Here is a 21,944-nt window from a genome sequence, read left to right as displayed (position 1 = left end):
CCCCTGTGATCGTCTCGTAATATTGCGTCATGTCATCGACCGAGCAGCCCGGTGTTCGGGGAGCATCCGAGCCGGCGCAGACGGTGCCGCCGGCCGGTGATCCACCAGTCCATGACGGTGAGGCCGTACGGTCCGTGTCCCTCACCGGCCTGACTCTGAACATCCGCTCGCGCCCCCCGGAGCGCGCGGGTCTGCCGCCCGCCGTGTACGTGCACGGGCTCGGCGGGTCCTCGCTCAACTGGTCCGCGCTGATGCTGGAACTCGCCGGCGATCTGGACAGCGAGGCCGTCGACCTGCCGGGCTTCGGCCTCTCCCCTCCGCCCGACGACGGCAACTACTCGCTCTCCGCGCACGCGCGTGCGCTGATCCGCTACCTCGACGCGTGCGGGCGCGCTCCCGTACATCTCGTGGGGAACTCGCTCGGCGGCGCTGTCGCCACGCGCGCGGCGGCGCTGCGCCCCGACCTCGTGCGCACCCTGACGCTGATCTCACCGGCGCTGCCGGAGGTGCCGCCCCAGCGGACCGCTCTGCCCACGGCCCTCCTGGCGGTGCCGGGCGTCGCCGGCCTGTTCGCGAGGCTCACGAAGGACTGGTCGGCGGAGCAGCGGACCAGGGGAGTGCTGGGGCTGTGCTACGGCGACCCGGGGCGGGTCTCGCCGGTGGGATTCAGGGCGGCGGTCGCCGAGTTCGAACGGAGGCTGCGCCTGCCGTACTTCTGGGATTCCCTCGCGCGTTCCGCGCGTGGGCTCGTCGACGCCTACACTCTGGGCGGTCAGCATTCGTTGTGGCGGCAGGTGGAGCGCGTGCTCGCACCGACGCTGCTGGTGTACGGCGGGCGGGACCAGCTCGTGAGCTTCCGGATGGCGCGACGCGCCGCTGCGGCGTTCCGCGACAGCAGGATGCTGGCTCTGCCCGACGCCGGTCACGTGGCGATGATGGAGTACCCCGGGGTCGTCGCGTGCGCCATTCGTGAACTGCTCGTCGATACAGCACGGTTGACGGCTCGTACCGAGGTGGGCGACCCTTCGCCGCCGAGGCCCGTACCCCCGAAAGGTGACTAGTGGGACGCCATAGCCGCAAGGGGCGCGCAAAGGCCGGTCCACCATCCGAGCAGGCGGGGCCGCGCGGCGAAGCCCCGCCTGCGTACGGCACCGCGGAGTCACCGGCCGGGGCCTCCGGCCTCCGGGCCTCCTGCGGGCCGCCCGAGCCGCGCGCCGGTTCCTCGGACGATTCGGCCGGGCGGGACGTGCGCGGCGGTCATCCCCAGCACCGCGAGCGAGGGGGCGGCTGGGGCGCCGACGGCACGGGCCGGGGTTCGGAAGGGGGCGACGCGGTCGGCCGGGTGCTCCAGGGCATGCCCGGTTCGTCGGCCGGCCTGGGACGCCCGTCCGGCCCCCGGCAGGAATACGTCGACGCCTTCGACGACGACGCCTTCGGCAGGGGCGCCACCGGTGCGGCGAGCACGGTACGGACTCCCGCGCCGCGCCGTCCGGGCAACCGGCGGCCCGGCGACAGGCCCGCCACGGGCCCGGTGCGGAGCATCGGAGGCCGCAGGCCCGGAACTCCGGGGCCGTGGAACGGCTACGAGGGCCCGCCGGTCTTCCCGCAGGGCGGACGGCCCGGGGCGGAGCCGGAGCACGACCGGGACGAGACGCCCGCCGGCGGCCTTCCGCGGGCCGCCCCCTTCGTGCCGGTGCAGGCCGAGCGCACGGGGAAGGGCGGCAGCAGGACGGGCCGCGTGTTCACAGGCCTGATCACCCTCGCCGTCGCGGGTGTGCTCGCGGTCGCCGTCGCGGGGCAGATCGCCGGTAGCAGTCCGTCCGACAACGTGGCGGAAAACGGCGCCGGTCCCGAACGCGGTCAGTCGGCGGACGGCCCGGCGTCCCGCTCGGACAAGGGCAGGGACACCCAGGACGACGCCCAGGGCGCGGCGCCGACGTACACGGAGAAACTCGCCAAGACCTTCGACCTGGACTCGGAGTTCAAGGGCAAGGGCGAGTTCGGCGCGGTCCCGGGCAAGGCCGGGGGCGTCGGCGGCGGCGAGGCGGTGCGTTACCGCGTTGACGTCGAGAAGGGCCTCCCGCTGGATGACGGCCTCTTCGCGGAGGCCGTGCACAAGACGCTCAACGACAAGCGCAGCTGGGCGCACGGCGGGGAGCGCAGCTTCGAGCGGGTCTCGAAGGGAGACGCCGACTTCGTCATCACGCTGGCGAGTTCGCCGACCACGGACGAGTGGTGTGCGAAGTCCGGACTGGACACCAGCGTGGACAAGGTCTCCTGCGACTCGGCCTCCACGGACCGGGTCATGATCAACGCCTACAGGTGGGCGCGCGGTTCGAAGACCTTCGGGGACGACCGGATGCTCGCCTACCGGCAGATGCTCATCAACCACGAGGTCGGGCACCGTCTGGGCCGGGACCACGTCGGCTGTCCCAAGGACGGCGCGCTCGCGCCGGTCATGATGCAGCAGACCAAGTCGCTCGCCACGGCCGGGGCGAAGTGCCGCCCCAACCCCTGGCCGTACCCGCGCGGATAGCGCCTTCTCGTCATTCCGCCTTCCTGCCCACGGCCCGTGCTCTCTTGTGTTCTCCCGCGCCGACCAGTGCCGTGCCGCGCACGTGAGGTCCTGCCGTATTCCTGCCTGCTTTCGGGGTGCGGGTACGGGACGTGCAGTGTGTGCCGTGCCATGAGTCCGCATTGGACACGTAGCGCACCGGAACGTCCGACTGGACGGTAAGTCACCGTCATTCACCCCTTTTGGTGGCGCGACGGACAACCGTCCACCGTGTGCGATAGGCGCGCATAGCGTCATCCGCGTCACGCCATCGGCCCACAGAGGGCGGTGGTCCACTCGGAGAACCGGTCGGGGGTGGTGCGTCCATGCGCATCGCATTGCTTACGGAGGGTGGTTATCCCTACGCGCGTGGTGAGGCGGTCGTCTGGTGCGACCGGCTGCTGCGAGGTCTCGGCGGGCACGAGTTCGAGGTGTACGCGCTCAGCCGCAGCGCCCGGCAGGAGAACGGGCGCCGGTGCGAACTGCCCGGCAACGTAACCCGGTTGTACACGGCGGCGCTGTGGGGGGCCGCCGCGGGCAGAGGGTCCGCCGAGGCGCGGGCGGGCTCGTCCGGCTCGTACGGGCGGAGGGAGAGGCGGCGCTTCGAGGAGTGCTTCAGCGACCTGGCCGCGGCCGTGTGCGGAGGCGGACACCGGGGCGGGGGAGCGGGCTCCGACGCGCCCGCGGGCGAGGACTCCGCGGACGGTCTCCCGGCGGACCGTTTCGCCGCCGGCCTCTACGGCCTCGCCGAGTTGGCCCGCGAGTGCGGCGGCGGTCTCCGCGCCGCGCTCCGTTCCGAACCGGCCGTACGCATCCTGCAGTCCGCGTGCCGCGCACCGGGAACGCTCCGTGCCGTGCAGTCGGCGCGGGTCGGTGACCTGCTGGCGGTCTCGGAGAGGCTGGAGCGCGCGCTGCGTCCGCTCTCCCTCGACTGGTACGGAGACGGAGAGGGAGGGCCGGCGGACGAAGACGCCGAAGGCCTGGCGGGCGCCGACGTCTGCCACGTGGTCGGGGGCGGTCCCGCGGCGCTCGCGGGCCTCGTGGCGAAGCGATTCTTCGGCACGCCTCTGCTGGTCACCGAGTACGGCGTCCGGATTCGGGAGCACTATCTCGCCAGCGCCGCCGATGCGGTCTCCCCTGCCGCAGCCGGAGCGGCCGTACGGGCGCTTCTCGGCTCGTTCCAGCGGCAGTTGGCGCACGAGGCCTACACGCAGGCCCAGCTGATCACGCCGGGGAACATCCATGCGCGCCGCTGGCAGGAGCGCTGCGGCGCGCCGCGCGGGAAGCTGCGCACCGTCTACCCGGGCATGGATGCCGAGCCCTTCGCCGAGCTGGGCGAAGAGGCGGGCAGACAGCGCACCGGGCCGGTCCCGTTCCGGAGGGCAAACGCCCGGGCCGCCCGGGCCGTATCGGGAGCCGGAGCCGCAGCCGGAGCCGGAGCCGGAGCCGGAGCCGCAGCCGCAGCCGCAGCCGCAGCCGGATCCGGAGCCGGAGCCGGATCCGGAGCCGGAGCCGCCGGGCGGGCCGCGGAAGACGCCACGCTCGTGTGGGCCGGTCGCATCGAGCCCTCCAAGGACCTGATCGGCCTGCTCCACGCGTTCGACGAGGTACGGCAGGCCGTCCCCGGAGCACGGCTTCGCATCGTCACCACCGCGCCGGCGCGCGGCTCCGAGGCGCGCGAGTACGAGTCGAGGTGCCGGACTCTGGCCGCGCAGCTCTTCCCGGACGAGGCACCCGACTCCGTGGCCGTCGGTCAAAACCCCGTCTCCTTCGAGGAGTTGGGCTCTCCCGCCGTGCCGGCCCCGGCCGACGCCTACGGCGCGGGCTGCGTGGTGGTGCTCTCCAGCTCGGCCGAAGGCTTCCCCGTCACGTTGGTCGAGGCCATGTTCAGCGGACGTGCCACGGTCTCGACGGACGTGGGGGCGGTCTGCGAGGTGATCGGCGGCACCGGTCTCGTCGTACCGTCGCGCAACCCGCGTGCGCTGGCGGACAGTTGCGTCGCGCTGCTGCGCGATCCGGAGCGCCGGGAGCGGCTGGGCGCCGCAGCGCGTGCGCGTGCGCTCGAACTCTTCACCGTCGAGCAGAACGTCGCGGCGTTCCGGGCCATCTACCTGGAGCTGATGTCCCGTTGGCCCGTCGGCGGGAGTCCCGCTGGGGTGTCCTCCGGCGGCGACTGCGACGAGCCGCTGCCCTTCGCGCGGCCGCCCGAGTCACACGTGCCGGGCCGCTGGGCCGCGGGTACGGCCGGAGCCGGCGGCAGGAGTACGGGACATGCCCTGCCGGGCGGGCGGGCACGGGCAGCCTTCGTACCGCTCATGCTCTCCGCGGCATCGGGCCGGCCGGCGCTTCTCTCCGTGGCACATGCGGGAGCTGACGGCGGGGAGGGTGAGGGCGGATGAGCGTCCACGGACACGCGTCCGGCACGGCGGCCGACGCGGGGGCCGGTACCGCTGCGCCTTCCGGCCCCGCCAACCGCCCGTACGAGCCCCGCACCCCGGAGGCCGCCGACGCGTGGGACACCCGCTCCAGGGCGGCCCTGGCCGACGCGAGCGTGCAGAAGGCGAAGGGGGGCGCCGGTGCAGGGCCAGCCCCCGCGGTTCCCGGGCAGAGGAGCGTGCCGGCCCTCGTCCGTCCCGCCGACCCGGTACGGGAGTTGATGCACCGGCACCGGGCACTGTGCGAACAGGCCGTGGACCCACTTGAGATCGCCGCCGTGCTGGAGGCGCACGGCGTCACCGACCGCGTGGCCGCGCGCTTCCGGCACCGGGATGTCTTCTCCCTCGCCGAGGAACTGTTCGCACGGGTACCACGGGCCGAGGACCGGCGCCGCGAGGTGACGGCCCCGGCCGCCGCGGGCGGAGCGGGCGGGGGCGGCGTGCCGGTGCCCGCCATGCCGGCGCCCGCCGTGCCGCGTGTGCTGGTTCCGCTGCTGGTGGTCCTTCCGGGCGTGCTCGCCGCCGCGGCCGTCGCCGTCGTGGCGTCCGCGGGTACGGGATCGGGGGAGGGGCCCGGAGTGGCCCGCGCCGGTCTCGTGGCCGCCCTCGGGCTCGCATGCGCACTGGGGCCCGCCGCCTGGTGCGCCCGCTGGTTCGCCGTGCGGGCGCGGCGCGGACTCGAACGCAGCCGCAGCCTGGAGGAGTTCGCGGCCGGGGTGCGGCCCCTGCTGACGGGGGCCGTGGCGCTCTTCGCAGTCGCGCTGACCGTTCTTCAGTTCGCCACGCACGAGATCGTGGCGGTCGCCGGTGCACGGTTCGGCGGCCCCGGTGGGAACGCGGCCCCGCCGCCCGCCGAGCTGGTTCCGGTGGCCACCGCGCTCGGAGTCCTGCTCTTCGCGGCGCTGCTGCTCACGGTGCACGGATTCCGCGGAACCGCCGCCGCGGGGCTCGTCGCCGCCTGTGCGCTTCAGGCGGCCGCCGCCTCCGTGGCGGCAGCCGCACCGCCGCCGGCGGGCGGCACCGGTCCGTCCGCCGCGGTCGCCGGCGGATGTGCCGCGCTGTTCCTGCTGGCCTGCGCGTACCGCCTGCTCGGCCGGGCCTCCGCGCACCGTCCGCAGGACGTCCCCGCGAAGGCCGGGCCGCCCGGCGCGGCCGGAACCCGAGGGCTCCGCGAGCGCTGCGAATGCGAACGCGACCACTGCGAGAGCCCCGGCGGCGCGGAGATCTGACCGCCGCCGCTGTCCCCGCACACCCCTGCGTACGACGCCCGCCGAGGGTTCCGTACGCGACCCGGAGAACGACAAGGAGCAACACCGGATGAACACTGCACGGCCGCCGTACCGCATGTCCGAACAGGGGGACACGCGATGAGAGTGCTGCTGCTGGGCGCCGGCGGCTACCTCGGCCGCTTCGTCGCCGACCGGCTGCTGGCGGACCCCGCCGTACAGCTGACGGCCCTCGGACGCAATGACGACGCGGACGTCCGCTTCGACCTGTCCACGGGAAGCCCCGGCGCGCTGACCCGCTTCCTGGACGCGGTGCACCCGGGCGTCGTCATCAACTGCGCGGGGGCGACCCGCGGCGGTGCGCGGGAGCTGACCCGGCACAACACCGTCTCCACCGCCACCGTCTGCGAGTCGCTGCGGCGCAGCAGTTGCAGCGCGCGCCTGGTGCACATCGGCTGCGCCGCCGAGTACGGGCCGTCCACCTCGGGTTCGTCCATCGGCGAGTCGGCCGTGCCGCGCCCCGGCGGACCGTACGGGGTGAGCAAGCTGGCGGCGACGGAGCTCGTGCTCGCATCCGGCCTGGACGCCGTGGTGCTGCGTGTCTTCTCGCCCGCGGGGCCCAGCACTCCGGCCGGTTCCCCTCTGGGCCGGCTGGCGGAAGGCATGCGGCGGACGATGCAGCAGGGCGACAGCGAGCTGAAGCTCGGCGGGCTGAGCGTGCAGCGGGACTTCGTCGACGTGCGTGACGTCGCGCGAGCGGTGCACGCCGCGTCGCTCTCGGCGGCGCAGGGCGTCATCAACATCGGTACGGGCAGGGCCGTGCGGCTGCGCGAGGCGGCGGGCTTGCTCGCACGGGTGGCCGGTTTCGGGGGTTCGCTGCACGAGCTGGAGCCCGCCGTCGGGGGCGCGCAGCCGGCGTCCGCCGCTCCCTATCCGGACGGCTGCGGCAGCTGGCAGCAGGCGGATGTGCGAACGGCGCGGGACCGTCTGGGATGGCGTCCGCGCATCGGACTCGAGGAGTCGCTGGCCGACATCTGGATGGAGGCGGCATGCCGCATCTGATGGCTCCCGGCGGAGGCGTGCGCGCGCCGGCCGGGCCGACCGGCCGCACCGGCTTCGGCGTGCCGGGCTGGGCGCACCCGATGCTCGCGCCCGTCGAGTGGGCGGCGCTCTCCCGGCCGGGGCTGCCGCTGCACTGGGCGGTGCTCGACGTGGCCGGCGGGCCCGGGGCGAGACCCGACCCGTACTGCCTGGCGGCGGCGGCCGGGCTGCGCGAGTCCGGCGTGACCGTACTCGGCCATCTCGCCATGCGGGACGGGACACGGTCGTTCGGTGAACTCGTCGCCGACGCACACCGCTTCCTCGACTGGTACCGGGTGGACGGCTTCTACCTCGCGGACGCTCCCGCGGAGCGGGCCCAACTGGCGGAGACGGCGCGGACGGTGACCACGCTGCGAGCGCTGTGCGCACAGCAGCGCCGCTACCAGCGCAGGCACATGCCCGCTCCCGGCCCTCGCGCGGCGGCGGGGACGGCCGGGAGCGGCCGTGTGCGGGCGCCGGGAGCCCGGCACGAGCGTGTGCGGGCGCCGAAAGCCCGGGCCGGCGCCGCCCTGGTCCTCGGGCACGGCACCCATCCGCATCCGGGATACGCGGACATGGCCGACCAGTTGGTGACCTTCTCGGGCTGCTGGACCGACTACCGGTGGTCGCAGGCCCCGGAGTGGACGGCGGACCATCCGCCGGAGCGCTTCTGCCATCTCGTGCACGGCGTCCCGCAGATGCACATCGAGGAGGCTCTGCGCATCGCGCGCTGGCAGGGCGCGGGCACCGTCTGGTTCACCGACAGGACGGACAGGCGGGGCCAGAACCCCTGGGAGGCCCTGCCCGGCTACTGGGACGAGCTCGTCTCGCGTCTCGGACCGGGTGTCTCGGAATGAGACCGTGCGTGGCAGTGTTACGGGAGAACAACCGTACGTTCCACCGACCAACGGAGTCCCCGTGTCGCTGCCACCCCTGGTCGAGCCGGCTGCCGAGCTCACCGTTGACGAGGTCCGCAGGTACTCGCGCCACCTGATCATCCCCGACGTCGGGATGGACGGGCAGAAGCGGCTGAAGAACGCCAAGGTGCTTTGCGTCGGTGCGGGCGGCCTCGGGTCGCCCGCCCTGATGTACCTGGCCGCCGCGGGCGTGGGCACCCTGGGCATCGTGGAGTTCGACGAGGTCGACGAATCGAACCTGCAGCGCCAGATCATCCACAGCCAGTCGGACATCGGGCGTTCCAAGGCCGAGTCCGCCAAGGACACGGTGCTGGGCATCAACCCGCACACCACCGTCCAGATCCACCAGGAGCGTCTCGACTCCTCGAACGTGATGGACATCTTCGCCCCGTACGACCTGATCATCGACGGGACGGACAACTTCGCCACCCGCTACCTGGTCAACGACGCCTGTGTGCTGCTCGGCAAGCCGTACGTGTGGGGTTCCATCTACCGGTTCGACGGTCAGGCGTCCGTCTTCTGGAGCGAGCACGGCCCCTGCTACCGCTGCCTGTACCCGGAGCCCCCGCCGCCCGGCATGGTGCCGAGCTGCGCCGAGGGCGGCGTGCTGGGCGTGCTGTGCGCCTCGGTCGGATCGATCCAGGTGAACGAGGCGATCAAGGTGATCGCAGGCATCGGCGAGCCGCTGGTCGGCCGCCTGATGATCTACGACGCCCTGGAGATGAGCTACCGGCAGGTCAAGGTCCGCAAGGACCCGGACTGCGCCGTGTGCGGTGAGAACGCGACCGTCACCGAGCTCATCGACTACGAGGCCTTCTGCGGCGTCGTCTCCGACGAGGCCCAGGAGGCCGCCGCCGGGTCGACGATCACGCCCAAGCAGCTCAAGGAGTGGATGGACGACGGCGAGTCCATCGAGGTCATCGACGTGCGCGAGCCGAACGAGTACGAGATCGTCTCGATTCCCGGCGCGCGGCTCGTCCCGAAGGACGGCTTCCTGATGGGGAGCGCGCTCCAGGACCTCCCGCAGGACAAGAAGATCGTCCTGCACTGCAAGACGGGTGTCCGGTCCGCGGAAGTCCTCGCCGTACTGAAGGACGCCGGCTTCTCGGACGCCGTGCACGTCGGCGGCGGCGTCATCGGCTGGGTCAACCAGATCGAGCCGGACAAGCCGGTGTACTGAGCCCGACGCGCCGACCGCACCCGTCGCGCCGCACGCACCGCCGCGGTACGGCGGAACCACTGCCGGGGCCCGGACGCAGCGTGTGCGTCCGGGCCCCGGCAGTGCGCGCGTCCCGGAGCGGCCGGGTTCAGGTGCTCAGATGGCACCCTTCCGGGTGAGGTGGGAGAACGACAGCCAGCCCGGCCCCACCGGCAGCCACAGCGTCAGCAGCCGGAAGAGCAGCACCGCGGGCGTCGCGATCTCCTTCGGCACGCCGAATGTGATCAGACCGGCGATGAGCGCCGCCTCCACTGCGCCGAGACCGCCCGGCGTCGGGGCTGCTGAGCCCAGCGCGTTGCCCGCGAGGAAGACGACGGCGATGCTCGCGTAGCTCGCGTCGTGGCCGAAGGCCCGTACGCAGGCGTCCAGGCACATCACGAACAGCAGCGTCATCAGCAGCATCCCGCCGATGCCCGTCACGAGCTTCCGCGGCCGCTGCACCACGTCCAGCATCCGCGGCACGACACCCGCGAAGAGCGAACGCAGCCGTGTGGAGACGAACCGGCGCAGCGCCGGGATCGCCGTGAAGATCAGCACCAGCACGGCGGCGGCAAGCAGTCCCGCGATGACCGTCCTCGACGGCGAGAGCGTCGGCGTGTGCTCGGTGCCGGTGAGGTAGCCGAAGAAGAGCAGCAGCGTGATGTGGCTTCCGAGTCCGAAGAGCTGTGAGGCGCCGACGCTCGCCACCGCGTGCCCCGGCCGTACCCCGGCCCGCTGCAGGAAGCGTGCGTTCAGCGCCACGCCGCCGACGGCCGCCGGCGCGACCAGCTTCACGAAGGAGCCCGCGACCTGGGCGACGACGGTACGCAGGAAGGGCACCTTCTCCGGCACGAAGCCCAGCAGCGCCATGGCCGCCGCGAAGTAGGTGCACGCGGAGAAGAGCGCGGCGCCGCCGACCCAGGCCCAGTTGGCCTCGCCGACGACCTCTCCGAACTGCACCTGTGTGAGCTGCGAGAGCAGGAAGTACGCGGCCAGCGCGCCCGCGATGAAGGTGACCAGGGTGCGGGGCCGGACCCTCTCCAGGCGAGCCGGCTCTATGGGCGCCTGCGGCCTGATGAGCAGCACCTGCTTGCGGATCTGCGCCAGCAGGTCCTCCTCGCGCGCCTCTTCCAGCGCGTCGTCGATGGCGCGCTTCTCCGCGTTCTTCTCCGCGCGCAGCGACTTGCGGTCCGACTTGTGTGCGGCGGCCTGCCATGTGCTCTCCCCGGCCTGGCCCTTGGCCTCCTTGCCGCCGCGTGAGGCATTGATGACGGCGTCGCGTTCACGCTGCGCACGCTCCTTGGCGAGCCTGCGCAGCGTGGTGCGGGTGCGGCGGCTGAGCGCGATGGGCTGGAGCATGGGCAGGCTGTCGGCCACCGAATCGGGTCCCATGACGTCGACCGCTGCGGCGACCGCCCGCTCCGCTCCGACACGCAGTCCGAAGGTCGTCATCAACTGGGCGATGTCCATGCGCAGCACCACGTCGCCGGCCGCGATCTCCCCGCTCCGGATGTCCGTCAGATAGACCGTCCCGGAGCTGTCAACGAGCAGCGCGTCGCCGACAAGCCGCCGGTGGGTGATGCGCCGCGACTGAAGTGCCTCGACCTGCCGCCAGGCCGCGCGCATCAAATCGTCGGTGATCTCCTCGTCCTGGAGGGAGTCGAGGGTGCGGGCCTCGATGTGCTCGTAGACGAGCATCACCGCGTCCGGGCCGAGCTCCGAAGTGGCGATCAGTCGCGGGGCGTTGGCTCCGGCGGCGATGGCGGCGTACGCGAGCAGCGCCTCCTGCTCCAGGGCCTGCCGCAGGGACTGGAGGCTGCGGTTGTGGATCATGGCCCGCAGCGTCAGGCGCCGCCACACGCGGTAGAAGAAGCCGTGCGCCTGCTGTTCGCGGTCGACGACGGTCACGTCGATCGGCGGGTCGTTCTCCAGCGTGACGAGGTACCGGCGGCCGTGGTCGCCCGGCTCGGTGCCGTCGAGCCCCTCCCTGTCCGCGACGCGCTTCGCGCTGACCGGGGTGAAGCCGACGCGCCGCAGCCCGGCGAGCAGGGTGTGCCCGGTCGGACGCACGTTCGGGGTGCCGACGGCGTACAGGGTGCCGTAGGCGACCGTCCAGCCGATCAGGACGGTGACGAGGATCGAGAACAGCGTCGAGTAGCCGGGGAAGAGGATGGCGAACGCGTTGAGCAGCAGCACCGCCCACAGCAGCACCCGCCAGCGTGGTCTGCGCGCCATGCCCACGGCCGTCATGTAGGCGATGACCGGCGCGAGATAGCTGTGCACGGGGGTGGTGAGATCGGTGTCGGTGATCTGCTTGGTGAGGGCGTCGCGCACGGAGTCGGGCGCCGCCTGGGCCACCCACAGGTCCACGGCCAGCGAGGCGCCGTGAGCCAGGACGGCGGCCAGGACTCCGTCGGCGATGCGCAGCCCGTCCCGCTTGATGAGCCGCTCGATGGCGAACGCCACGGGGACGAGCAGGATCGCGATGCTGGACGCGAGCCCGGTGATGCTGATCAGCAGCGGCGGTGCCTGCTGCGTGCCCTTGTCGATGTCCTGTTCGAGGCCGGCCGTGGTGCCGTGCGCGAAGTTGGCGATGATCAGGACGATCGTGATGCCCAGCAGGCCGAGCCCCAGGCGGAGCAGGTCGGAGGGGCGGTGCACGCGGGCCGAGAGCAGAGGTTCGTCGGTGTCGAGGGCGTCGGACCGCTCGGGCGTCCCGGAATCGCCGCGCCGGGACGCCCCGGAACCGGCCCCGCCGTCGCCTTCCACGCGGTCCCCGGCTGCGGTGCGGCCCTCGCCTGCGGCGCGGTCACTAGGGGCGCGGGCCGCGGTGGCGGCGTCGGCTTCGCCGGGGGTGTGGTCCCCGGCCCCTCGGGAGTCCGGCTCGGCGTCGGCCTGTCCGTCCGCCGCCGCTCTCCCGCCGGGCTCACGGCCGGTTTCGGGGCGCCCGGGCTCCTCCGGCTGCGGCGGCTCCTCCGGCTGCCGGGGTTCCGCGGGCGTTCCCGAGTCCCCGGGGCGGCCCTCGGGCTCGCCCGCCCCGTTCGGGCCGTGCCACTGCCCGGCACCGTGCGGTTCGTGCCGTCCCGCCCCTCCGGAGATCCCGTCCGCCCGGCCGTGGGCAGCACCGGGGGAGGTGGCGCCCGCACCCCCGGCGAGTCGCTCACCTTGCCGCTGCCCGGCTGCCGCTCCGTCCTGGTCCCGTATCACTCGTCACCGCCCCGCACGATCGTGGCACGGCCCGGAAGGGCGGCGGCCGGGCAGGGTCGCCGGGCAGGCACGGGGAGCCTCGCGGCGCGGCGGCTGTCGGTGGTGTACGGCACCATGGCCGGCATGCATGCGAGCGAACCGGGGCCGCCGGGACCACCCGGTCCGCCCGAACTGCCCGAGTACGCGGAACGGGTTCTCGACGTCGCCGAACACATCCCGTCCGGCCTCGTCATGACGTACGGCGACATCGCCGAGTGGCTCGAAGAGGGCGGTCCCCGTCAGGTGGGCCGGGTCATGGCGCTCTACGGAGGTGCCGTGCCGTGGTGGCGCGTGGTCCGCGCCGACGGCGCGCTGCTGCCCGGCAACGAACTGCGTGCGCTGGAGCACTACAGGGCGGAGGGCACGCCGCTGCGAGAGGCGGGCCGTACCGCGGAAGGACACCTTCCGCGGATCGACATGCGGCGGGCAAGGTGGAACGGCGAGACGTGACCACATACTGCGGCTGCTCACGGCTACCACCTTCCGCCATCTTCGCTCCCAGCTCTTATCCGGCCACCCGTACGGAGTACACGAGTACCGCGCTGCGGCCCGTGTGCCCGCTGGCGTAGCGTCTGCACCAGTCAGCACAGACCCTCCCCGAGGCGATCCACGTGAGCTCCTCCATCCCGTCCGATGCGTACCGGCCGGGCGCCGGAAACGGCCCGGCCCCGGGCCACGGTCCGGTCGCCGGTACGTACCGGCTGGTGCGCACGAGGCCGGAGCCCGAGGACCCTCCTGCCTTGGACGCACAGCAACGCGATGTGGTTGACCATTCCGGCGGCCCGCTGCTCGTGCTGGCGGGACCCGGCACGGGGAAGACCACCACGCTCACCGAAGCCGTAGCGCAGAGGGTACGGGCGGGAGGCGATCCCGACCGCATCCTCGTCCTCACCTTCAGCCGCAAGGCCGCCGTGGAGCTGCGCGACCGGATGGCCGCTCGCCTGACGGGGCTCCCTGAACACACGTCCGCCCCGCAGGCGACCACCTTCCACTCGTACTGCTACGCGCTGGTCCGCGCGCACCAGGACGCCGAACTCTTCTCCGAGCCGCTGCGGCTGCTGTCCGGCCCCGAACAGGACCTGTACATCCGCGAACTGCTGGAGGGCCAGCCGGCCCTGGAGGCCGACGGCCGCGCCCGCATCGCCTGGCCCGACGAGCTGCGCGCGTGCCTGACGACGCGCGGCTTCGCCGACGAGGTGCGGGCCGTGCTCGCCCGCAGCCGGGAACTCGGCCTGGGCCCCGGCGAACTCGGCGACTTCGCACGGCGCACCGGACGGCCCGACTGGTCGGCGGCGGCGGGCTTCCTCGCCGAGTACCTCGACGTGCTCGACGCGCAGGGCGTGCTCGACTACGCGGAACTGGTGCATCGGGCCGTGCTGCTGGCAGAGAGCCCCGGCGTTGCGGACGAGCTGCGTGACCGCTATGACGCCGTCTACGTCGACGAGTACCAGGACACCGACCCTTCCCAGGTGAGGCTTCTGCGGGCACTGGCAGGCGGTGGCCGCACCCTCGTCGTCTTCGGTGACCCCGACCAGTCGATCTACACCTTCCGCGGAGCCGACGTGAACGGCATCCTCGACTTCCCCGAGGTCTTCCGCCGGCGCTCGGGTGCCCCCGCCCCGGTCAGCGTGCTGCGCGCCGGGCGCCGCAGCGGTGGCCGGCTGATGGAGGCCACGCGTGAGATCACCCGTCGCATCCCGTTGACGCGGCTGCCCGCCGAGGCCGTACGGGCGCACCGCGGCCTCGTGGCGCAGCGGCCGGGAGGGCGGGTCGAGGCGTTCACCTGCCCGACGGCCGGAGCCGAACTCGACAACATCGCCGACCTGTTGCGCCGTGCGCACCTCGAAGAGGGCATCCCCTGGGGCGAGATGGCCGTACTGGTCCGGGCGGGCGGCCGCACGATCCCGGCGGCGCGGCGTGCGCTGACGTCGGCGGGCGTCCCGCTGGACGTGGACGGGGCCGACGTCCCGCTGCGTCATGAACCCGCCGTCGCACCGCTGTTGACGGCGTTGCGGTCGGTGGCGCATGCGGCCGCCCACGTGGACCCTGCCCCGGGCGGCGGCGCCACTGCCGGCGCCTCCCCGGACGACGGCAGCGACGACCCCGGCGACGACGTCAGTGGCGACTCACTCGACGACGGCAGTGGCAACCGCGGCGACCGCAGCCATGGCGGCAGTGGCGGCGGAGGTCCGGCAGCCGGGTGGCTCGACACCACGACCGCCCTCACCCTGCTCGGCTCGCCGCTCGGCGGCATGGACGCCGCCGACCTGCGCAGGCTCGGCCGTGCCCTGCGTGAAGAGGAGCGTGCGGCGGGCGAGAGCGTGCCGCGTCCCTCTGACGTGCTGCTCACCGAAGCACTCGCCGAGCCGGAGCGCCTGGTGGCGCACGACCCGGCGTACGCGCGCGGAGCGCAGCGACTCGGTCTGCTGCTGCGCAAGGCGCGGGAGCTGCTGGCGGGCGGCGGCACCGCGGAGGAGGCACTGTGGCAGCTGTGGGACGGCACCCCCTGGCCGCAGCGGCTGGAGCGTGCCGCCTTCCGCGGCGGAGCGGCCGGGCGCAATGCCGACCGCGATCTGGATGCCGTGTGCGCGCTGTTCGACGCGGCGTCCCGCGCTGAGGAACGCACCGGCGGGCGGGGTGCGTTGAACTTTCTCGAGGAGATCGACGCCCAGGACATCGTCGCCGACACGCGCACCCGCCGGGGCGTACGTCCCGATGCGGTGCGGCTGATGACGGCGCACCGCTCCAAGGGCCTGGAGTGGCGTCTCGTCGTCGTCGCGGGCGTGCAGGAGGGCCTCTGGCCCGACCTGCGGCGCCGCGGTTCGCTGCTGGAGGCCGACCGCATCGGCCGCGACGGGCTGGCCGAGCCACTGTCCCCCGGTGCGCTGCTGACGGAGGAGCGCAGGCTGTTCTACGTGGCGGCGACGCGCGCGAAGGAGCGGCTGGTCGTGACCGCCGTACGTGCTCCGGCGGACGACGGTGACCAGCCGTCGAGGTTCCTGAGCGAACTCGGCGTCGAGCCGAAGGCCGTCAACTCCCGTCCGCGGCGCCCCCTTTCGGTTCCGGCGCTCGTCGCGGAGCTGCGGGCCACGACAGTCGACCCGGAGGCCTCTCCCGCGCTGCGCGCGGCAGCCGCCGAACGGCTCGCCCGGCTGGCCGGACTCTGCGACGAGGAGGGCCACGCGCTCGTACCAGCGGCGCATCCCCACCGCTGGTGGGGGCTGCACGAGCCGACGCGTTCCGAGACGCCGCTGCGCGACCGGAACCAGCCCGTCACGCTCTCGGGCAGCGCGCTCGACCAGCTGGCCAACTCCTGTGCGCTGCAGTGGTTCCTGGCCCGCGAGGTGAAGGCGGACGCCCCCGCCACCGCCGCGCAGGGCTTCGGCAACGTGCTGCACGTCCTCGCCGACGAGGTCGCCTCCGGCGGGACACCCGCCGACCTCGCCGTCCTCATGGAACGGCTGGAGACGGTGTGGGACGGGCTCGCGTTCGAGGCGCCGTGGAAGTCCCGGCAGGAGAAGCAGAACGCGCGGGCGGCGCTCGAGAGGTTCCTGCGCTGGCACGTGATGCGGTCAGGCGCGGAGGGGGACGCGGCAGGTGCGGAGTCGGCGGTCGCCGGCAGCGAACTCGGCTTCGACGTCACGCTGGAGGCGGGAGAGTACGCGGTGCGCATCCGCGGCAGCGTCGACCGCGTGGAGAGCGACGGGCAGGGGCGCGCTTACGTGGTCGACTTCAAGACCGGGCGCACCAAGCCGACCGGCAAGGAGGTCGCGCGCCATCCGCAGCTCGCCGTCTACCAGTTGGCGGTCCGAGAGGGCGCGGCCGACCACCTCTTCGGGGGAGAGCGCCCGGAACCCGGCGGCGCCGAGCTGGTGCACCTCCGGTTGGGGGCGTCCGAACGGGACGGCGGCGACGGGCTGCCGGTGGTCCAGCGTCAGGAGGCGCTGAGCGAGAGCCGTCCGCCGGGTGACGAGGGTCTCGCCGCCGGCGGCGAGAGCGAAGGGGGCGAGTGGATCGGCGAGTTGCTGGCGACGGCGGCCGGGCGCGTTCTCGACGAGCGCTTCACGCCTTCGCCCGGTTCGCAGTGCGCGCACTGCTCCTTCCGCGCCGTCTGCTCCGCCCGCAGTGAGGGACGCCAGATCATCGAATGACCCAACCGCCCTGCGGGCAGAGCGGGTTGACGGGGTCACGGGACGGCGCCGGGGCTTGCAGCGGCCCACGGGCCCCGGCCGTCCCGCCGGTCCCGCTCGACGGCGGCTGTCGGTGGGAACCGTTAGCGTCTCTCCCGTGCCCGCCCGACTCACCAGTACCGCACAGCTCGCAGAGCTTCTCGGTATCCCGTTCACCCCGGAGCAGCTCGCCTGCATCACCGCCCCGCCCGCTCCCCAAGTCATCGTCGCGGGTGCGGGTTCGGGCAAGACGACGGTCATGGCCGCGCGCGTGGTGTGGCTGGTGGGCACAGGACAGGTGCAGCCGGAGCAGGTGCTCGGCCTCACGTTCACCAACAAGGCCGCGGGTGAACTCTCCGAGCGGGTACGCAAGGCGCTCGTACAGGCGGGGATCACCGACCCGGACCCCGACGATCCCGAACAGGCCCGCGGCGAACCGCAGATCTCCACCTACCACGCGTTCGCGGGGCGGCTGCTGACCGAGCACGGGCTGCGCCTCGGCATCGAGCCCGGCTCCCGGCTCCTCGCCGACGCCACGCGCTTCCAGCTCGCGGCGAGCGTGCTGCGCGCGGACCCGGGCCCCTTCGCGGCGCTGACCAAGTCGGTCGCCGCGCTCGTCGAGGATCTGCTGGCCCTCGACGCCGAGCTCAGCGAACATCTGGTCCCGCCCGGCGGACTCCGCGCGTACGACGAGGAGTTGCTCGCCGCCCTCGACGGCGTCCCCCTCGGGAACGCCGCGCTGCGCAAGGTGCCGCAGGCCGCTCTCGGCCGCGGCGAACTCCTCGGTCTGGTGGAGAAGTACCGGGCGAGGAAGCGGGAGCGGGACCTGCTGGACTTCGGCGACCAGATCGCCCTCGCCGCCACCCTGGCGCGCGATGTCCCGGAGGTCGGCAGGGCGCTGCGCGCCCAGTACTCCGCCGTCCTCCTCGACGAGTACCAGGACACCTCCGTGGCCCAACGGATCCTGCTCGCAGGGCTGTTCGGCGGAGGGCAGAGCGGCCCCGGGCAGGACGGCCCCGGGCAGGACGGCCAGGGGGAGGGCGGCCGGCCCGGAGAGGGGGCCGGTCACGCCGTCACCGCCGTCGGCGACCCGTGCCAGGCCATCTACGGCTGGCGCGGTGCCTCCGTGGCCAACCTCGACGAATTTCCGCGGCACTTCCCCCATGCGGACGGCAGCCCCGCCCGTCGCCACTCCCTCAGCGAGAACCGCCGCAGCGGCGGCCGCCTGCTCTCCCTCGCCAACTCCCTCGCCTCGCCGCTGCGCAGCCGCCACGAGGGCGTCGAGGCACTGCGCCCGGCGCCCGGCGCGGAGCGCGACGGCCTGGTGCGGTGCGCGCTGCTGCCCACGCACGAGGAGGAGCTGGAGTGGCTCGCCGACTCCCTCGCCCATCTCGTGCGTACGGGCACACCCCCCCGCGAGATCGCCGTACTGTGCCGCGGCGCGGGCGACTTCGCTGAGATTCAGGCTGCCCTCGTCGCCCGCGAACTCCCGGTCGAAGTGGTGGGTCTGACGGGTCTGCTGCACCTCCCGGAGATCGCCGACCTCGTCGCCATGTGCGAGGTCCTCTCCGACCCGACCGCGAACGCCTCCCTCGTACGGCTGCTGACGGGCCCGCGCTGGCGGATCGGCCCGCGCGACCTGGCGCTGCTGGGCCGGCGGGCGCGGCTGCTCGTCGAACACCGGGAGGACGACGGCGGCGACCCGGACCGGCGCCTGGCCGCGGCCGTGGAGGGCGTCGACCCGGCCGAGGTCGTCTCCCTCGCCGATGCTCTGGAGACCTTCCTCGACGCCGGGGGGCCGTACGAGGACGGGCTGCCGTTCTCCGCGGAGGCGCGGGTGCGATTCACCAGGCTCGCCGCCGAGATACGGGATCTGCGGCGCTCGCTGGCCGACCCGCTGATGGACGTGCTGCACAGGGTGCTCGCGGTGAGCGGCCTGGAAGTCGAACTGTCCGCCTCTCCGCACGCGCTCGCCGCGCGCCGCCGCGAGACGCTGAGCAGCTTCCTCGACGTCGCCGCCGGGTTCGCAGCCGTCGACGGCGAGGCCACGCTGCTCGCCTTCCTCGGCTTTCTGCGTACGGCGGCGCAGTACGAGAAGGGGCTCGACAGCTCGCTGCCCGGCGGTGAGAACGCGGTGAAGGTGCTCACCGCGCACAAGGCCAAGGGCCTGGAGTGGGACGTCGTGGCCGTGCCCGGGCTGGTGTCGAAGCAGTTCCCCGGCGAGCAGCCGCGTGAGTCGTGGCTCAGCCGGCCCAAGGTCCTGCCGCACGCGCTGCGCGGCGACGCCGCGACGCTCCCCGACGTGGCGGAGTGGACGGCGAAGGGCGTGAAGAACTACGAGACCGCGATGCGGGACCACCAGGCCGTGGAGGAACTCCGCCTCGGCTACGTCACTTTCACCCGTCCGCGGTCGCTGCTGCTCGGCTCGGGGCACTGGTGGGGTCCGCACCAGAAGAGGCCCCGCGGGCCCTCGGTGTTCCTCGAAGCGCTGCGGTCCCACTGCGAGGAGGACCCCGCGCACGGCGAGGTCGAGCACTGGGCGGAAGCACCCGCCGACGGCGAGGAGAACCCGGCCCTGTCGGCCGCTGCCGCTCGGGTTCGGGCCTGGCCGCTGCCGCTGGACGAGTCGGCGCTGGCCCGGCGGCGCACCGCGGCGGACGCCGTGCTGGAACGCCTCGCGGAGGCTGAGCCGGTACGGGCGGCGGACGAGGCGGCCGGCGCGGGCGGCTCTGACGACTCGGAGGCCTTCGGCCGCACGGCCGGCTCTGACGATCCGGGTGCCTCTGACGGCGCGGCCGGCGCCGCCGACGGTGCCGGGCCGCAGGGCGCCGGCGCAGGGCCCGGTCGGGCAGCGGCGCCCCTGAGCCCGGAGGAGTCACGGCTCGTCGAGTCCTGGGACCGTGATCTGGACGCGCTCACCGGCGAGTTGCGCCGCTCCCGCCTGCCCGTGCGGGACGTCCCGCTGCCGGCTTCGCTGTCGGCGTCGCAGTTGCTGAGGATGGCCGCGGACCCTGACGGCTTCGCGCGTGAACTGGCCCGGCCGATGCCCCGCCCGCCGCAGCCGGATGCGGCCCGCCGAGGCACGCGCTTCCACGCATGGGTGGAATCCCGGTTCGAGGAATTGCCGCTTCCGATGCTCGGTCCGGACGAGCTTCCCGGCGCCGGTGACGGAGACGTCGGATCGTCCGGTGCCGGCGAAGGCCGCGACGAACCGGACGGGATCGCCGACGAGCGCGACCTGGAAGCCCTGAAGGAGGCCTTCCGGCGCTCGCCGTACGCGCAGCGCACGCCGTACCGCGTCGAGGAGCCCTTCCAGCTCGAACTGGCGGGCCGGATCGTCCGCGGCCGCATCGACGCCGTGTACCGCGACGTCGCCCCCGACGGCACGGCGACGTACGACATCGTCGACTGGAAGACGGGCCGCGCGCGCGACGCCGACCCCCTCCAGCTGTCCGTCTACCGTCTCGCCTGGGCCGAGAAGCAGCGCGTGCCGCTCGAATCCGTCGGTGCGGCGTTCCTCTACGTACGGGGCGGCGAACTCGTCCGCCCCGAGGGCCTGCTCGGCCGAACCGGCCTCGAGGAGCTGCTCCTCGGCCGCGGCGCCGGTACGGATGGGAGCCGTCCCCCGGATGCCGGATAGGCTGCCCGGCATGAGCACCATCCCTGCAGCTCCGGACGACGCGGTCCGGGCCTGCATCGAAGACAGGCGTGCCGCCTTCCTCGACGACCTCGTGGAGTGGCTGCGCATCCCGTCCGTCTCCGCCGACCCGCAGCACGCCGGTGACGTGCGGCGCAGCGCCGAATGGCTGGCCGGGAAGCTGGCCGCCACGGGCTTTCCCGTCGCCGAGGTCTGGGAGACCCCGGGCGCGCCTGCCGTCTTCGCGGAGTGGCCGTCCGACGATCCGGACGCACCGACGGTGCTCGTCTACGGGCACCACGACGTCCAGCCCGCGGCCCGTTCCGACGGATGGCACTCGGAGCCGTTCGTTCCGGAGCAGCGCGAAGGGCGTCTGTACGCGCGCGGCGCCGCCGACGACAAGGGCCAGGTCTTCTTCCACACCCTCGGCGTGCGGGCGCACCTCACCGCGACGGGGCGCACGTCGCCGGCCGTGAGCCTCAAGCTGCTGGTCGAGGGGGAGGAGGAGTCCGGCTCACCGCACTTCCCGGCGCTGCTGGAGGAGAAGGCCGAGCGGCTGAAATGCGATGCCGTGATCGTCTCCGACACCGGCATGTGGTCGCCGGACACCCCGACCGTGTGCACCGGCATGCGCGGCCTCACCGACTGCCAGATCGACCTGTACGGACCGGACCAGGACATCCACTCCGGCTCCTTCGGCGGAGCCGTCCCCAACCCGGCCACGGAGGCCGCGCGGCTGGTGGCGGGGCTCCACGACGAGGACCGGCGCGTCACGCTCTCCGGCTTCTACGACGGAGTCGTCGAACTGACGCCCCGCGAGCGTGAGTTGTTCGCGGAGCTTCCCTTCGACGAGGCCACCTGGCTCCGCACGGCCCACTCGCACGCGACGCTCGGCGAGGCCGGCCACTCGACGCTGGAGCGGATCTGGGCCCGTCCCACGGCCGAGGTGAACGGCATCTCCGGTGGGTACCAGGGGCCCGGCAGCAAGACCGTCATCCCCTCCGAGGCGCAGCTGAAGCTGTCCTTCCGGCTCGTCGAGGGGCAGGACGCGGAGAAGGTCCAGCAGTCCGTCCGGGAATGGGTCGCCCGCAGCCTGCCGGACGGCATCCGGCACGAGATCACCTTCTGGGGAGCGACCCGCCCCTGCCTGACGCCGCTGGGGCACCCGGCACTCCGGTCGGTCGTACGGTCGATGGAGCGCGCCTTCGGGCAGCGGGTCCGCCTCACGCGTGTGGGCGGGTCGGGGCCGGCGGCCGATCTGCAGGACGTGCTCCGGGTTCCGGTGCTCTTCCTGGGCATTTCCGTGCCGTCGGACGGCTGGCACTCCCCGGACGAGAAGGTCGAACTCGACCTGCTGATGAAGGGCGTGGAGAGCGCCGCATACCTCTGGGGCGATCTCGCCGAGCACTGGAGCGCCGAGGAGCGCACCTCCGGGTCGCGCCCGCAGGAGGACCGGGGCGACCGGTAAGGCCGGGCACAGGA

General features: G+C 73.5%; 12 protein-coding genes. 11 read left to right on the top strand and 1 reads right to left on the bottom strand.

Translation table 11 applies throughout. The annotated features are described in order from the left end of the window. The first annotated feature begins 29 nt into the window (after positions 1-29). From EV375_RS13055 to moeZ, 7 genes are all read left to right on the top strand, one after another. Positions 30-1,061 (top strand): alpha/beta fold hydrolase, encoded by a 1,032-nt coding sequence (locus tag EV375_RS13055; protein ID WP_130299588.1) that lies wholly within the window; start codon positions 30-32, stop codon positions 1,059-1,061. Further along, complete coding sequence (locus EV375_RS13050) at positions 1,061-2,536, top strand: DUF3152 domain-containing protein (protein WP_130299587.1); 1,476 nt, start codon at positions 1,061-1,063, stop codon at positions 2,534-2,536. The genes EV375_RS13055 and EV375_RS13050 overlap by 1 nt, the downstream gene beginning before the upstream one ends. A 344-nt stretch (positions 2,537-2,880) precedes the next feature. Further along, entirely contained in the window at positions 2,881-4,953 is a 2,073-nt protein-coding gene (locus tag EV375_RS13045; protein WP_130299586.1) for a DUF3492 domain-containing protein, read from the top strand. Beyond that, a complete protein-coding gene (locus tag EV375_RS13040) occupies positions 4,950-6,218 on the top strand; it encodes a hypothetical protein (RefSeq protein ID WP_130299585.1) in 1,269 nt (422 codons plus the stop codon). Before EV375_RS13045 ends, EV375_RS13040 begins: the two co-directional genes overlap by 4 nt. Positions 6,219-6,356: 138 nt before the next feature. After that, entirely contained in the window at positions 6,357-7,277 is a 921-nt protein-coding gene (locus tag EV375_RS13035) for an NAD-dependent epimerase/dehydratase family protein (RefSeq protein ID WP_130299584.1), read from the top strand. Then, complete coding sequence (locus EV375_RS13030; protein ID WP_207228096.1) at positions 7,265-8,152, top strand: spherulation-specific family 4 protein; 888 nt, start codon at positions 7,265-7,267, stop codon at positions 8,150-8,152. Before EV375_RS13035 ends, EV375_RS13030 begins: the two co-directional genes overlap by 13 nt. A gap of 61 nt (positions 8,153-8,213) precedes the next feature. Further along, on the top strand, positions 8,214-9,392 hold the full coding sequence (gene moeZ, locus EV375_RS13025) for an adenylyltransferase/sulfurtransferase MoeZ (protein WP_055486145.1): 1,179 nt from the start codon (positions 8,214-8,216) through the stop codon (positions 9,390-9,392). A 135-nt stretch (positions 9,393-9,527) separates the two neighbouring features. Here the strand turns inward: moeZ and EV375_RS13020 are convergent, their stop codons facing one another. Beyond that, positions 9,528-12,617: a lysylphosphatidylglycerol synthase transmembrane domain-containing protein gene (locus EV375_RS13020; protein ID WP_486588455.1), complete on the bottom strand. Its 3,090-nt coding sequence runs from the start codon at positions 12,615-12,617 to the stop codon at positions 9,528-9,530. 123 nt (positions 12,618-12,740) lie between these two features. Between EV375_RS13020 and EV375_RS13015 the strand changes: the two genes are divergently transcribed. From EV375_RS13015 to EV375_RS13000, 4 genes are all read left to right on the top strand, one after another. Beyond that, a complete protein-coding gene (locus EV375_RS13015) occupies positions 12,741-13,106 on the top strand; it encodes an MGMT family protein (RefSeq protein WP_130299583.1) in 366 nt (121 codons plus the stop codon). 290 nt (positions 13,107-13,396) lie between these two features. Then, a complete protein-coding gene (locus EV375_RS13010; RefSeq protein WP_486588454.1) occupies positions 13,397-16,807 on the top strand; it encodes an ATP-dependent helicase in 3,411 nt (1,136 codons plus the stop codon). Between the two features lie 136 nt (positions 16,808-16,943). Beyond that, positions 16,944-20,465 carry an ATP-dependent DNA helicase gene (locus EV375_RS13005; RefSeq protein ID WP_130299582.1) on the top strand — a complete coding sequence of 1,174 codons (3,522 nt, stop codon included), beginning with the start codon at positions 16,944-16,946 and terminating at the stop codon, positions 20,463-20,465. A gap of 10 nt (positions 20,466-20,475) precedes the next feature. After that, a complete protein-coding gene (locus tag EV375_RS13000) occupies positions 20,476-21,930 on the top strand; it encodes a dipeptidase (RefSeq protein WP_130299581.1) in 1,455 nt (484 codons plus the stop codon). Positions 21,931-21,944: the final 14 nt, after the last annotated feature.

It is taken from the genome of Streptomyces sp. CNZ301, assembly GCF_004217425.1.
The sequence above is the reverse complement of the archived record's forward strand: the minus strand, read 5'-3'. Positions and strand labels throughout refer to the sequence as shown.